Source organism: Nitrosococcus watsonii C-113, assembly GCF_000143085.1.
In the GTDB taxonomy this organism is placed as follows: domain Bacteria; phylum Pseudomonadota; class Gammaproteobacteria; order Nitrosococcales; family Nitrosococcaceae; genus Nitrosococcus; species Nitrosococcus watsonii.
This window is the reverse complement of record NC_014315.1, coordinates 2751930-2766017: the sequence shown is the minus strand read 5'-3', so window position 1 is coordinate 2766017 and position 14088 is coordinate 2751930. Positions and strand designations below refer to the sequence as shown.

Annotated in this window: 12 protein-coding genes and 2 tRNA genes; 10 read left to right on the top strand and 4 right to left on the bottom strand. The window is 51.2% G+C overall.

Annotation, left to right across the window (positions count from 1 at the left end; translation table 11 throughout):
* Positions 1–7 precede the first annotated feature (7 nt).
* From minD to hemA, 4 genes are all read right to left on the bottom strand, one after another.
* Positions 8–814, bottom strand: a complete 807-nt coding sequence (minD, locus tag NWAT_RS12605; RefSeq protein ID WP_013221433.1) for a septum site-determining protein MinD — start codon at positions 812–814, stop codon at positions 8–10.
* A gap of 39 nt (positions 815–853) precedes the next feature.
* On the bottom strand, positions 854–1588 hold the full coding sequence (gene minC / locus NWAT_RS12600) for a septum site-determining protein MinC (RefSeq protein ID WP_013221432.1): 735 nt from the start codon (positions 1586–1588) through the stop codon (positions 854–856).
* A gap of 144 nt (positions 1589–1732) precedes the next feature.
* Positions 1733–2815, bottom strand: a complete 1083-nt coding sequence (prfA, locus tag NWAT_RS12595) for a peptide chain release factor 1 (RefSeq protein ID WP_013221431.1) — start codon at positions 2813–2815, stop codon at positions 1733–1735.
* A gap of 12 nt (positions 2816–2827) precedes the next feature.
* Positions 2828–4090 (bottom strand): glutamyl-tRNA reductase, encoded by a 1263-nt coding sequence (gene hemA, locus NWAT_RS12590; RefSeq protein WP_013221430.1) that lies wholly within the window; start codon positions 4088–4090, stop codon positions 2828–2830.
* Positions 4091–4363: 273 nt separating this feature from the next.
* Here hemA and NWAT_RS12585 point away from each other — a divergent pair, with 273 nt between their 5' ends.
* The 10 genes from NWAT_RS12585 (at position 4364) to NWAT_RS12540 (ending at position 14065) form a co-directional block, all read left to right on the top strand.
* Positions 4364–6106: a tetratricopeptide repeat protein gene (locus tag NWAT_RS12585; RefSeq protein ID WP_013221429.1), complete on the top strand. Its 1743-nt coding sequence runs from the start codon at positions 4364–4366 to the stop codon at positions 6104–6106.
* Positions 6107–6120: 14 nt separating this feature from the next.
* A complete protein-coding gene (gene lolB / locus NWAT_RS12580; protein WP_013221428.1) occupies positions 6121–6711 on the top strand; it encodes a lipoprotein insertase outer membrane protein LolB in 591 nt (196 codons plus the stop codon).
* Positions 6712–6718: 7 nt separating this feature from the next.
* On the top strand, positions 6719–7561 hold the full coding sequence (gene ispE / locus NWAT_RS12575; protein WP_013221427.1) for a 4-(cytidine 5'-diphospho)-2-C-methyl-D-erythritol kinase: 843 nt from the start codon (positions 6719–6721) through the stop codon (positions 7559–7561).
* A 17-nt stretch (positions 7562–7578) separates the two neighbouring features.
* Positions 7579–7653: transfer RNA gene (locus NWAT_RS12570), tRNA-Gln, on the top strand.
* A 125-nt stretch (positions 7654–7778) separates the two neighbouring features.
* The gene (locus NWAT_RS12565; protein WP_041350744.1) at positions 7779–8714 is read left to right on the top strand and encodes a ribose-phosphate diphosphokinase; all 936 of its coding nucleotides are present in this window, start codon (positions 7779–7781) and stop codon (positions 8712–8714) included.
* A 94-nt stretch (positions 8715–8808) separates the two neighbouring features.
* Positions 8809–9456 (top strand): 50S ribosomal protein L25/general stress protein Ctc, encoded by a 648-nt coding sequence (locus NWAT_RS12560; protein WP_013221425.1) that lies wholly within the window; start codon positions 8809–8811, stop codon positions 9454–9456.
* Positions 9457–9471: 15 nt separating this feature from the next.
* Positions 9472–10053: an aminoacyl-tRNA hydrolase gene (gene pth / locus NWAT_RS12555; RefSeq protein ID WP_013221424.1), complete on the top strand. Its 582-nt coding sequence runs from the start codon at positions 9472–9474 to the stop codon at positions 10051–10053.
* A 12-nt stretch (positions 10054–10065) separates the two neighbouring features.
* The gene (ychF, locus tag NWAT_RS12550; RefSeq protein ID WP_013221423.1) at positions 10066–11154 is read left to right on the top strand and encodes a redox-regulated ATPase YchF; all 1089 of its coding nucleotides are present in this window, start codon (positions 10066–10068) and stop codon (positions 11152–11154) included.
* Between the two features lie 108 nt (positions 11155–11262).
* Positions 11263–11339, top strand: a tRNA-Met gene (locus NWAT_RS12545).
* Positions 11340–11632: 293 nt separating this feature from the next.
* On the top strand, positions 11633–14065 hold the full coding sequence (locus tag NWAT_RS12540; RefSeq protein ID WP_013221422.1) for an arylsulfatase: 2433 nt from the start codon (positions 11633–11635) through the stop codon (positions 14063–14065).
* The last annotated feature ends 23 nt before the right edge of the window (positions 14066–14088 follow it).

Below are 14088 nucleotides of genomic sequence, written 5' to 3'. Positions count from 1 at the left end.
CTTTATATTACCCAAAAAGCCGTTTGAAGAAAGGCTTGCGCTGATGGATGAACCGATGTGGAACATCATCGCCCAAAAAGCGACATACCGAATCCCAATAGGCGTGACCGGCATCAGTGGTTTCATCCAGGATAACCGGCATTCCCGCATTAGAGGACAATAGAACTGCTTTGGATTCGGGAATAACGCCCAGTAGGGGAATTGCCAAAATTTCGAGAATATCATCCACGCTCAACATCTCTCCCCGCTTGACTTGCATGGGATTATAGCGACTGATGAGCAAATGTTCCTTGATGGGCTCCTGCTCTCGTTCGGCACGCTGGGATTGGCTTTGTATGATGCCAAGAATTCGATCAGAATCCCGGACTGCGGCAATCTCGGGATTAGTGACTATCAAGGCTTCGTCCGCAAAGTAAAGGGCCATAAGCGCGCCATGTTCTATTCCCGCCGGTGAGTCGCAAACGATATATTCAAACTCTAGTTCTCGCAATTCCTCTAAAACCCGTGCTACTCCTTCCTTAGTGAGTGCCTCTTTGTTACGGGTTTGGGAAGCGGGAAGTATATATAAGTCTTCAAGACGTTTATCCTTGATAAGCGCTTGGTTAAGTCGCGCCTCTTGATTGATGACGTTAACAAAATCATAGACGACCCGCCGTTCACATCCCATAATAAGGTCTAGGTTGCGTAGGCCCACATCAAAATCAATGACCGCAGTTTTATAGCCCTGCATAGCAAGGCCCGTGGAAAACGCGGCACTCGTCGTTGTTTTGCCCACGCCACCCTTACCGGATGTGACGACAATTATCTTGGTCACGTGTTCGATCCTCCCTAGCCTGTGGATCTGGTTTTTTGATTATAATGGTGAAATCATTAAGTGCTCTTCCCGCAGATAGATCTGGGCAGGATGGCCCTTGAGCGAATCTTCTGTATCGTCGATCAGTTTGTAATTTCCTGCAATGGCAATCAATTCCGCTTCCAAGCTTTGGCAAAATATCCGTGCCGTTATATCTCCACGGATTCCTGCTAGCGCGCGCCCTCGCAGTGAGCCGTAAACATGAATATTACCGTCTGCTAGCAGTTCCGAGCCAGGGCTAGCCTGGGCCAATACGATAAGATCGCATTCCCGTGCGTAGACCTGTTGCCCTGAACGGACAGGCCGCGTGATCATCAGACTTTTGCGAAGAGGAGGCGCTTCAGAACTCCATTGGTGGCGCTGGCGCCTGGAACCCTCCGTGTTTGCAGCCGGAAGATGCCCGGCGGGATTATTTCTAAGTAAGGCAAAACCGGCTTGGGTCGCTGCTTCTTGCGCCTTCATTTGGGCATTGCGCACGCCTATGGGCACAAGGCCATGTTTGATGAGTACGATCTTAAGTGCCGCGAAGTCGAGCAAGCGTTCACCGTCACCTAGTTCCTTAAGGTCAATGACAATCGGCGTATTAGAAAAGAATCCAGGAGCGATTTTGACTTTAGCCGCAAGCTCGCGGGCTATTCGTCCCATATCGGTATCTTGCAGCCGCAATACGCTTAGGGCGGATAGCTCGCCTTTAAGTTCAAAAGCGCGTTTTGGGGCAAAGGCCGTGGATGACATAAAGCGGTAATACGGATGAGATAGGAGCGGCTAGTTTTGCTTGGGCTATACTTACTGTATCTTTCATTTCATACGGGGTAAGTTTCCTTTTATACAGGTATGAGTGCTGAAAGACAAGGAGGGGAAAATAAAATCCCCTATCCTTTAATCGCTTAATGCCGCCAACTGATCAGCTTGGTATTCTGCCACCAATAGATCGATAATCGCATCGAGGTTGCCTTGGAGAATTTCATCAAGTTTATAAAGCGTTAGATTAATTCGATGGTCGGTCACCCGGCCTTGGGGAAAATTATAAGTGCGAATTCGCTCTGAGCGGTCTCCACTACCGATAAGGCTACGCCGGGTTGCGGTTTCTTCAGCTACTAGTTTTTCTTCTTCCTCCAATTTTAGCTTGGTCCGCAGCAGGGACATGGCCCGAGCCCGATTCTTATGCTGAGAGCGTTCATCTTGGCACTCCACCACGATCCCGCTAGGAAGATGGGTTATCCGAATGGCTGAGTCAGTTTTATTGACGTGCTGGCCGCCTGCTCCGGAAGCACGAAAAGTATCCACGCGCAGATCCGCTGGATTAATGTCAATCTCATCGATTTCCTCGGCTTCTGGCATGATAGCAACCGTGCAAGCGGAGGTATGAATACGGCCTTGGGATTCGGTTTGAGGAACCCGTTGGACCCGGTGGCCGCCTGATTCGAATTTTAAACGTGAATAGGCGCCCGCACCCACGATTCGCACGATGATTTCTTTATGGCCACCATGCTCTCCCGGACTATCCCCCATGATTTCTGTTCGCCAGCCCCGTTGTTCAACATACCGTAAATACATGCGCAGGAGATCGCTAGCGAATAAGGCTGCTTCATCCCCCCCTGTGCCGGCACGAATCTCTAAAAAGATATTACGTTTATCATTAGGGTCGGTAGGCAGGAGTAGCGTATGCAACTCCCGGTCGAGCCGTTCGAGCTTTTTTTCCGTAGCGGCAATTTCTTCCTGGGCCAGGACCCGAAGTTCTGGATCTTGATCTTGGAGAAGCGCCTTACTTTCATCAAGAACGTTTTGGGCTTGTTCAAAATCCCGAAAACAGCTAATAACGGGTTCAAGTTGGGCATATTCCTGGGATAGTTCACGAAATTGTTTTTGCGCGCTTGCTATCTCCGGTTCGGCCAATAGGGCAGTGAGTTCTTGTTGTCGTTCGGCTAGGGTTTCTAGCTTGCTGCGAATAGAGTCCTTCATGGACAGATCTCTTTAAGCTTTGAAGTGGTCAACATCGAAAATTTTAAGGGCTGCTTGTAAAGCAAGCTCATCTCCTGTAGCACCTAGGCTCCGTAGTTGTCTTGTGGGCACATGCATGAGTTTATTAGTTAAATTATGGGCCAGCATTGTCAAAACTTCATTCGGGTCATGGCCCTGGGCCAAGCGGCGGCGGGCTTTTTCCAAGGCTTCCTTGCGTAGCTGATCAGCTTCTTGACGGACAGCGCAGATGACTGGTACGGCATCTTGAGTGCGCACCCAGTCCATGAAATACTCCACCTGAGTATCAATAATTTCCTCGGCTTGCAAAGCTGCCGCCTGACGGGAGCGGAGGTTCTCCTGGACGACCTCCTGCAAATCATCCACATTATAAAGATAGATATCCTGTAGTTCCCCTACCTCGGGTTCGATATCCCGGGGAACGGCAATATCTACCATGAAGATGGGGCGATGTTTACGAATCCGCAAGGCCCGTTCAACCGTGCCTTTACCGAGGATGGGCAGTTGGCTCCCGGTGGAGGAGATCACAATATCCGCTTCCGCTAGGTGTTTTGGCATCTCCGTGAGAGGGATGGCATAGCCATTGAATTGGTTCGCTAGTTGATAAGCTTTATCGAGATTGCGATTAGCAACAATAATGTGCCCAACCCCGTTGGTAAATAAATGGCGCGCCGCCAGCTCGATGGTTTCACCCGCACCGATGAGAAAAGCCGTGGTGGGTTCCAGATCGCCAAAAATCTGTTTTGCTAGACTAACTGCGGCGAAGGCTACCGATACAGGACTAGTACCAATCGCTGTATCGGTGCGGACCTGTTTGGCCACATAGAAGGTGTGTTGGAATAAGCGTCCCAATACCCGGCCAATAGTTCCTGCCTCCAGTCCATAGCTATAAGCAGCTTTGATTTGACCCAGAATCTGAGGTTCACCAAGGACCATGGAATCCAGTCCGCTTGCCACCCGAAGCAGATGCCGTACTGCGGAATGATCTGGATGAGTGTAGAGGCAAGTCTCAAGAATTTTGGGCTCCATGCAGTGATATTGGCGCAGCCATTCGATCACGGCTTCTTGTTGCCCCGGTGCGCAACCGCAATAAAGTTCGGTCCGGTTACAGGTGGATAGAATGGCTGCTTCCTTGGCGCCGCTGCGATTCACAAGCTCCGTCAACGCGGAGGGGAGACGTTCCGGGGTAAACGTGATTTGTTCTCGGATAGCAACCGAGGCGGTTTTATGGTTGACACCAAAGGCAAGCAGTTGCATAGGAGTAAATAAAGAGCCGTACTAGCTTATAATTATGGGGTTACTCTTAAAATACAGAGCAAATTTTATCATCTAGGCTGTTCAAAATAGTCCCTTAATCTGGAACCCAGCATCTTTGCTCTGACTCTCAAACCAAACTAAATTTAATGGTATTTAGCATTTTTATAAGGGACCTTAAGCTTAAATATGCGAAAATATCGCCTAAGGCGAATTTATATATTACCAATTATTCGTAATTTACGGGAACAAGTCACTAGGAGTGATGAGATATAGATGAAACAAGCTCCTTTCCGATTGACCGCTGGGTTAGTAGTGTTGCTGCTAGCAGGTTGTGCTACGCAGGAAATGCGTCCGGCGGCTGCCGCCAAGGCTGAAGAGAATACCACGGGACCAGCAGTAGCGACGACACCGGAGACAAGCTATCCAGATGTCGAACTAACCCCCGCCCTGCTGTATCAACTGCTTTCCGCTGACATTGCGGGCCAGCGCGGTCAAGTTGACTATGCGATGAAGGTTTACTTGCAGCTAGCGGGAGAGACTCGCGATCCGCGCCTTGCGGAGCGGGCAACCCGTATCGCCCTTTTTGCCCGGGATATCAGTGCAGCTACCCAGGCGGCCAGGTTATGGGTGAGAGCGGACCCGAACAACGAGGATGCGCGCCAAGCTTTAGTCTCTTTGCTCCTGGGGCAACAGCAATACAATGAAGTTGAAACTCACCTAGAGCATTTGGTTGCCCTAAGCCCGGAAAGTAGTGAACGTACTTTTTTAAAGATTGCCACCATGTTGGCTGGGAGCGCAGATCCAGAAACGGCATTGGCGTTAATGGGTAATCTATCCGCCTTTCAAGCTAACGATCCAGATGCTCTCTATGGGTACGCTTACCTTGCCTTACAGTTAAAGCGGTTGGATCTTGCTCTGAGCACGATAGAGCGGGTAATTATCCAACGTCCCGAAGCGGATAGGCCCCTGATCATGCGGGCCCGAATTCTCCAGCAGCAAGGACGGGAGGATGCCGCTCTCCAATCGCTGGAAACAGTGATTGAAAAGGGAGAGGCGAGTATTCCTTTACGTTTAGTCTATGGGCAAATGCTGATGGAAGCCGGTCAAGTAGCCAAAGCCGAACTTCTGTTCGAGCAGCTAGAGCAAGCGCAACCCGAGAATCCAGATGTCCTGTTGGCGCAAGGTCTGTTAGCTATGGAACGATTGGAGTATGAGCAGGCGGAAGACTATTTTCAGCGTTTACTAACATTGGGTCAGAATGTAGATCAAGCCCGTTTTTATCTAGGACGGCTAGCCGAATTGCAAAATAACGCTGCTAAGGCCATTAATTGGTATGCTTCGATTACTGGCGGCAGGTTGATGGTGGATGCCCAGGTTCGCCAGGCAGTAGTGACAGCACAACGGGGCAATCTACCGGCTGCCCGTCAGCACTTGCAGTTATTAAGTAAAAAATTCCCTACTCAGGCCGATCGGTTTCAGCTTGCGGAAGGTGAAATTCTTATCAACGCTGGGCGTTATAAAGAGGCGATGAGCCATTATGATAAGGCGCTGCAAAGCCGTCCAGATGATACTAATCTGCTCTACGCTCGCGCTTTGGTGGCAGAAAACCTAGGCCGGCTGGATATTGCTGAACAAGATTTGCGGCGGGTTATAACCTTAGAGCCGGGCAATGCTGAGGCTCTTAATGCGCTTGGCTATACCTTAGCGGATCGAACGGGACGTCTTGAGGAAGCGTTGCGCTATATTTCCCGGGCAATGAAGCTAAAGCCTAATAATGCGTTTATTCTTGACAGCATGGGTTGGGTTTATTACCGCTTGGGAGATTACGATAAGGCGGAGAAATACCTGCGTGAGGCGATGGAGCTTCGCAAAGACCCGGAAATCGCGGCCCATTTGGGAGAAGTGCTGTGGGCAAAGGGTGATAAGGCAGGCGCCCGCCAAGTATGGCAACATACGCTTAAAATGAACCAAGGCAATAAAGTGCTTCTGGAAGTTATGCAGCGCTTTCAGGAATGAGGTGGTGCAGACTTTTGATCTTGCTAGTGTTGAGCGTCATCCTGCTTGTGGGTTGTATGCCCCTTCGCCAACCTTCTCCTTCCGCCAATCCTCAGCAAACGTGGCAGGAGCGCCAGTTTGCCCTGCAAAAACTTGATGACTGGAATTTGAGTGGACGCTTAGCAATCAATGCCATCAAAGAGGCTTGGACGGGTACCTTGCGGTGGACGCAAAGGGGTGATGAATTTAAAATTCTGTGGCTTTTTCCCCTTGGACAGGGGAGTGTGGAATTGTATGGCAATCCTGACAGAGTTACTCTCCGCGCTCCCAAGGAAGAGCCAATGGTCGCAACCTCCGCGGAAGAACTCCTTGAGACTCGCTTAGGATGGTCGTTGCCCGTCAGTGGTCTGCGTTATTGGTTATTGGGATTGCCAGCACCAGGATTACCTGTAGCCAAGTCGTCCTTAGACTCTTTTGGGCGCCTGCTCCGTTTGTCCCAAGGCGGTTGGCAAATTCGCTATTTGGATTATAAGTGGATTGAAAACCTTGCGCTTCCTGGTAAAGTCTTTCTAGAGCATCCAAAACTTCGGTTACGGCTCGTTATCGATCACTGGCATTTAGGGTAAGCATTTCGTGTTGCTTTGGCCTGCTCCCGCCAAACTAAATTTGTTTCTCCATATCACTGGACGCCGTGAAGATGGTTATCATCTGCTCCAAACCGCTTTTCAATTTATTGATTATTGCGATTGGTTGGGATTCCGGCCTGGTGCAGACGGGCGTATTGAGCACTTATCACCCTTACCGGCGGTGCCGGTGGAACAAGACTTGGTGTATCGAGCGGCTTTGCTCTTGCAGCAGAGGACGGCTTGCTCCCAGGGAGTAGAAGTCCGAATTCGTAAGCACCTCCCCATGGGTGGCGGTCTAGGTGGTGGAAGCTCGGATGCGGCGACTACCTTAGTGGCGTTGAATCATCTTTGGGGAACAGGGTTATCCATCTCCCAACTGGCCCAATTGGGACTGGAATTGGGCGCGGACGTGCCTGTATTTATCTATGGCCGCGCCGCCTGGGCAGAAGGGGTGGGAGAGCAATTGCAGCCGCTTGAGTTGCCCGAACCCTGGTATTTGATTGTTACTCCAGCGGTTCACGTATCCACCCGTGAGGTATTTACCGCTCCAGAATTGACACGGGATTGCAAACCTATGACAATACCGGGTCTTCTTGCCGGTGAAGGGGAAAATGTGTGCGAGCCTGTGGTGCGGGGGCGCTATCCCGTGGTGGCTGAAGCCCTTGATTGGTTGTCCCAGTTTTCACCGGCTAGGATGACAGGTACGGGTAGCAGTGTATTCGCGGCGTTTGATGGAAAATCTCAAGCCTTGGCGGCATTAGCATGTATGCCTTCCCATTGGCAAGGTATTGTTGCTAAAGGCTGTAATGATTCGTTATTGTTAGACTGTTTAGAGAAAACAGGCTGTTAACGATAGTTTAGTATTGTTGGGGTGTCGCCAAGAGGTAAGGCACGGGGTTTTGATCCCCGCATTCCCAGGTTCGAATCCTGGCACCCCAGCCATTTTTGGTAGTGTTGATTAATATTATTCTTCCTCTTCTTTGAGAGTAACAGTGCTAACACGCACAGGAAAATTCCGTACTTACCCTCCAGGAACTCCCGATACTGGATCTGGCTCTTCATCTCGCTTGCTTATTCTTAGCGGTAATGCCCATCTCCAGTTGTCGAAGGATATTGCTGCCTATCTCCATCTTCCCCTAACTAAAGCTCAGGTAAGTCGCTTCAGCGATGGGGAAGTCATGGTGGAACTGATGGAGCATGTGCGTGGCAAGGATGTTTTTATCATTCAACCTACTTGCGCGCCTACTAATGATAATTTAATGGAGTTACTGATTCTGGTGGATGCGGTTCGGCGTTCCTCGGCGGCCCGGATCACCACGGTGATCCCCTACTTTGGTTATTCTCGCCAAGACCGCAGGCCCCGGTCGGCCCGTGTCCCTATCAGTGCCAAAGTCGTTGCTAATATGATTACCGTTGTAGGGGCCGACCGGGTGCTGACGGTAGATCTCCACGCGGACCAGATTCAAGGTTTTTTCGACCTGCCGGTGGATAACGTCTATGCCTCGCCAGTTCTTCTAGGTGATATTTGGAAGCATGAATATGCTAATTTAATCGTTGTTTCACCTGACGTGGGCGGGGTAGTGAGAGCTCGTGCCTTGGCAAAGCACTTGGAAGCAGAGTTGGCGATTATTGATAAGCGCCGGCCTCACCCCAATGAAGCGAAGGTCATGCATATTATTGGTGATGTTGAACAGCGTACCTGCGTACTGGTGGATGATTTGGTGGATACGGCCGGCACTTTGTGCGAGGCTGCCCGCGCCCTTAAGCAAAAGGGGGCAGCCAAGGTGATAGCCTATTGCACCCATCCAGTTCTTTCTGGACCGGCGGTAGACAATATCAACAAGTCCATGCTGGATGAGCTGGTGGTAACGGATACCATCCCGCTGCATCAAGAGGCCGCTGCTTGTAGTAAGATTCGTCAGCTGAGTATCGCTGAAATGCTGGCCGAGACCGTATACCGGATTAGTACCGAGGAGTCGGTCAGCTCCCTTTTTGTGGAATAAATGCCCCTTATCGTTGTGCCTTAACCCTGGTCGCGGGGAAGGCGAGAATAACGTGTGGGGCGCTTTTGATTCGTCAACAGGAGACTAAAAGACAATGGAAAACCTATTTGAACTCCACGCCGATGTCCGCGCTGAGCAGGGAAAAGGTGCGAGCCGCCGCCTGCGCCGCGCCGGCAAGGTACCGGCTGTTTTATATGGTGCTGCTAAAGAGCCTATTTCTCTTATTTTTGATCACAACTTGCTTTTTCGGCATCTAAGCCATGATGCATTTTACTCCCATATCTTAACTATTCATGCCAACGGCAAGGCGGAAAAGGTAGTTCTTAAGGCCTTGCAGCGAGATCCAGTGAATCCTAACAAAGTGCTCCATCTGGATTTGCAGCGAGTGAGCGCTGCCCAAAAGCTGACTATCAAAGTGCCCCTGCATTTCATTGGTGATGAGACGGCTCCTGGTGTGAAGCAAGAAGGCGGTACGGTGGCCCGACTTTTGAACGATGTTGAGGTCAGTTGCTTGGCTAAAGACTTACCTGAGTATATCGAAGTTGATTTAGCCAATTTAGGTGTTGGCGAGACGGTGCATCTATCGGATCTGAAACTCCCCGGGGGGGTTGAGATTCCAGCATTGAAGCTTGGCGAAGACCACGATCAACCGGTGGTCACTATCCATAAGCCCCGGGTTGTTGCCGAGGAAGAAGAAACAGGCGCTGAAGGCGACGACGTTGAAGCTACTGATGCCGAATAGGCCGACGCTCGTCCCATGGCTGCCACTGCTTGGTTATTAATTGGGCTTGGTAATCCGGGGATAGAGTATGCCCAGACCCGTCATAATGCCGGATTTTGGTGGCTAGATGCTGTTGCCAGTGAACTAGGTATTGACTTTAAGCCAGGGGCGAAGTTTTTTGGCGATTATGCCCGCGCTCATTGGCGCGGGCACGATCTCTGGCTGCTTAAGCCTACGACTTTTATGAACCGCAGTGGCCAGGCCGTGCTTGCTCTCTTGAATTACTACCAAATCCCTCTTGAGCGCTTGCTTATTGCCCATGACGATTTGGATTTACCCCCTGGAATAGCCAAACTCAAGCGCACTGGGGGCCATGGGGGGCATAATGGCCTGCGGGATATTATTAACCGCCTTGGTCGGAGGGATTTTCTCAGGCTGCGTTTAGGGGTGGGCCATCCGGGAAGCGGTCAGGATGTGGTGAGCTATGTGCTAAACCGCCCTTCAAGGGAGGATCGGCAAGCCATTGAGACGGCCATTGGTGCTGGGTTTGAGGTACTACCCGAGGTGCTGGCGGGCGACACGGAAAAGGCCATGCACCGATTGCACAGTCAAAGCTAGGAGCTCATATTCATGGGATTTAAATGCGGAATTGTGGGTTTGCCCAATGTGGGTAAATCCACGTTGTTTAATGCGCTTACCCAGGCGGGTATCGAGGCTCAGAATTATCCCTTTTGTACCATTGATCCTAATGTGGGTATGGTGCCCATGCCCGATCCAAGGCTGGACAAAATCGCTGCCATCGTCCGTCCTCAACAAGTGCTTCCCACCACCATGATGTTTGTGGATATTGCCGGTCTGGTTGCAGGTGCTTCCCAAGGGGAAGGGCTGGGCAATCAATTTCTTGCTCATATCCGCGAAACGGAAGCTATTGCCCATGTGGTACGCTGTTTTGAAGACCAAAATGTGATCCATGTAGCCGGGCAAATCGATCCCTTAGGGGATATAGAGGTTATCGACACCGAACTGGCCCTAGCGGATCTGGAAACAGTAGAAAAGGCTTTATCCCGCGCAACCCGGGCGGCAAAAGCGGATAAGGAGGCCCTCGTCCTCAAAAGCCTGTTAGAGAAGGTGCGGGGGCACCTGAATGAGGGTAAATCAGTCCGGACCCTGGTGCTTGACTCGGAGGAATGGAAAGAGTTGCAATCCCTACATTTGCTCACTTCCAAGCCCGTCCTTTATATTGCTAATGTGGCCGAGGATGGCTTTGAGAACAATCCTTGGCTCAAGGCACTACAGGAATTCGCGACCAGGGAAGGAGCCGAGGTCGTGCCCGTGTGTGCTGCCATTGAAGCGGAGCTGTCTCAACTGGAGGATGCTGAAAAGGAAGAATTTTTGGCGGAGTTGGGCATTGAGGAGCCTGGTTTGAACCGGGTCATTCGTGCCGGTTATAAACTGCTGGGCTTGCAAACTTTTTTTACCGCTGGTCCGAAAGAAGTTCGCGCTTGGACGGTTCCCATGGGTGCAACAGCTCCCCAGGCTGCTGGAGTTATTCATACCGACTTTGAAAAAGGCTTCATTCGGGCGGAGGTTATCTCCTATAAAGACTTTATTGCTTGCCAGGGAGAGCAGGGTGCCAAGGAGGCGGGTAAATGGCGCCTTGAAGGAAAGGACTACGTGGTTCAGGATGGCGACGTTATCCATTTTCGCTTCAATGTATAATGGTTGCTCTTCTGGACAATTTACCGCTAGATAACGTAAAATATTTTTCCATCTCGAAGTCGTGTTGTTAGGCGCGGCTGGCTCTCATCGTAAACTTCAAAGCTTCTTGGCTATGTAGCTCAGTTGGTTAGAGCGCGGCACTCATAATGCTGAGGTCGGTGGTTCGAATCCACCCATAGCCACCAATTACCTATCCGAGAAAGTGCACAGAAGGCCGGAAAGCGAGTTAAGTATAATAGCTTTCGGCTTTTTTATATCCAAGATGGTCTCAAAGAGGTTATTGCTATCTAGCGGTAATCTCAGCGGTCATCAAAGGGGTTACCGCCAATGGCGCTGACTGGTGTTTGTCTTTGCTTGCGATACTCAATCTGACTAAGTCCCTCAAGCTAGACGATATCTCTTGGCGATATAACCCTTTGTCTTTCCATAATCAGGCAAGCGCACCGCTAACAAATTTTTTGCAACAGGACCGAAATCAATGTCACGCAACCACCCCACGAAGCTTACTCAAGCGTTGCTATTTCCCCTTGCTCTACTCGCTACCGCTGCCTGCTATGGCGAGCTAAACAGACAAAGCGAACCTCTCTCCCAGACGGTTCCCTCTGCTCAGGAGAGAGCGAATCTTCCTCTGGAAGATCCACCGTTCAAGGGAAAGATAGGCAAGACTTACAAGGAATCGACACCCGATTTCCCCAAGGCAGTAGAGGCTCCCAAGGGTGCCCCCAACGTCGTATTGATCCTTATCGACGACCTCGGTTTTGGACAGCCAGGAACCTTCGGCGGTCCGGTGCCAACGCCTGAACTCGACCAGTTGGCAAGCGAGGGGCTGCGCTACAACCGCTTTCATACCGTCGGTGTATGTTCGCCCACAAGGGCCGCATTGCTCACCGGCCGCAACCATCACTCGGTCGGTTTTGGAACCATTGTCGAACTCTCCACGGGTTATCCAGGGTACAACAGCCTGTTGCCCAGGGATGCCGTGACCGTGGCGCACACCTTGCGCGAAAATGGGTACAGCACAGCGATGTTCGGCAAGAACCACAACACCCCGGACTGGGAGTCCAATCCGGTAGGACCCTATACCCACTGGCCTATGGGATGGGGCTTCGAAACCTTCTATGGGTTCAACGGGGCGGCTACCAGCCAATGGGAGCCACAGCTTTATTACAATACGCAAGCAGTAGAACCTGATAAAAGTCCGGAAGAGGGCTATCATCTGACAACGGATCTTGTGGACCACGCCATCGATTGGATCGATGTGCACGAGTCTGTGAATCCGGAGAAACCCTACTTTGTTTACCTGTCCACAGGTGCAACCCACGCACCCCATCACGCACCCAAGGAGTGGATAGACAAGTTCAAGGGACAGTTTGACCAGGGTTGGGACAAACTTCGTGAGCAAACACTTGAACGGCAAAAAAAATTGGGCGTGGTTCCGCAGGACACCAAGCTCACACCCCGTCCCGAAGAAATCAGGGCATGGAATTCCCTGAGTGCTGACGAGAAGCGCCTTTATGCGCACCAGATGGAAGTATTCGCCGGATTCGTAGCGCATACCGACCACGAGATTGGTCGTTTTATTCAAGCAATTGAAAATTCCGACGATGCGGATAATACACTCATTATCTATATTGCCGGTGACAACGGCGCAAGCCCGGAAGGTGGGCCGACGGGAACCCTCAATGAGATCATGACCCAAAACGGCATACCGGGCAGCGTGGAGGAGCAGTTGTCAAAGATAGACGAGCTCGGCAGCCCGTTGCACGAGAATCATTACGCCGTTGGTTGGTCATGGGCAGGCTCCTCGCCCTTCCAATGGATGAAACGCGTACCCTCGCACTTTGGTGCAACGCGCAATGGTATGGTCGTATCCTGGCCCAAGGTCATCGAAGATAAGGGCGGCCTTCGCGATCAGTTTACCCACGTGGTGGATGTGGTTCCCACGATCCTCCATGCAGCCCATATTCCAATCCCGGCAGAGGTAGATGGCATCGAGCAGATTCCTATGGCTGGTGTGGACATGAGTTCTACTTTCGCCTCTGCGGATGCGGACGAGGTGCGGACAACCCAATATTTTGAGACGGGTGGCCACCGGGCCATTTATCACGACGGCTGGGTAGCGGCCAATTTCCACGGTGCGCCATGGGTGCTCACGGGCTCCGTGGGCTTTACCGATCCGAAATACAACACCTGGCAACTTTACAATATTGATGAAGATTTTTCAGAAGCCAATGATCTCGCCGCAAAGTACCCGGACAAGTTGAACGAAATGGTGGAAATCTTTGATCAGGAAGCCAAAAAATATCAGGTTTATCCGCTCGATGACCGTTTTGCCGAACGCGCCGGTGTGGCTCGTCCATCGGTGACTGCCGGTCGTACAAAATTCACCTATTCGCCTGGAACCACGCGAATTCCCGAAGGAAGCGCGCCCCCCACGTATCAGCGTTCCCACAAGATTTCGGCCAAGGTGAATATCACCGATCCGAATACGGAGGGAGTCATCATTGCCTGTGGCGGCACCGGTGGTGGCTACACGCTCTACGTGAAGGACGGCAAACTTCACTACACCTACAATTATTTTGGCAGGGATTCATATCACCTGGTATCTCCCGATAAACTGCCAATGGGCGAAGTGGAAGTGGCGATGAACTATGTACAGTCCCCCTTCAAGCCCTTCGTGGAACCCACCGGCGGCGAAGCCGAACTGTTCGTCAATGGAAAATCGGTAGCAAAGGGTGCTATAGAAAAGATGGTACCCGCCCGATTCTCCGCCACTGAAACCATGGACATCGGTAAAGATCTGGGCTCCCCGGTAGCTGGAGACTACCGCGAGCAACGACCTTTCGCTTTTACCGGCAAGATTGAGAATGTGATCTTTGAGGTTGCCCCCACTCAGCCCGTGAAGAAGTAGTGGGTTTGTACATCCTTCCACAA

Bases quoted from the DNA above. Each gene is read 5' to 3' on its own strand.
- minC (WP_013221432.1), bottom strand. From the start codon at position 1,588: ATGTCATCCACGGCCTTTGCCCCAAAACGCGCTTTTGAACTTAAAGGC.
- prfA (WP_013221431.1), bottom strand. From the start codon at position 2,815: ATGAAGGACTCTATTCGCAGCAAGCTAGAAACCCTAGCCGAACGACAA.
- hemA (WP_013221430.1), bottom strand. From the start codon at position 4,090: ATGCAACTGCTTGCCTTTGGTGTCAACCATAAAACCGCCTCGGTTGCT.
- NWAT_RS12585 (WP_013221429.1), top strand. From the start codon at position 4,364: ATGAAACAAGCTCCTTTCCGATTGACCGCTGGGTTAGTAGTGTTGCTG.
- NWAT_RS12560 (WP_013221425.1), top strand. From the start codon at position 8,809: ATGGAAAACCTATTTGAACTCCACGCCGATGTCCGCGCTGAGCAGGGA.
- pth (WP_013221424.1), top strand. From the start codon at position 9,472: ATGGCTGCCACTGCTTGGTTATTAATTGGGCTTGGTAATCCGGGGATA.
- ychF (WP_013221423.1), top strand. From the start codon at position 10,066: ATGGGATTTAAATGCGGAATTGTGGGTTTGCCCAATGTGGGTAAATCC.
- NWAT_RS12540 (WP_013221422.1), top strand. From the start codon at position 11,633: ATGTCACGCAACCACCCCACGAAGCTTACTCAAGCGTTGCTATTTCCC.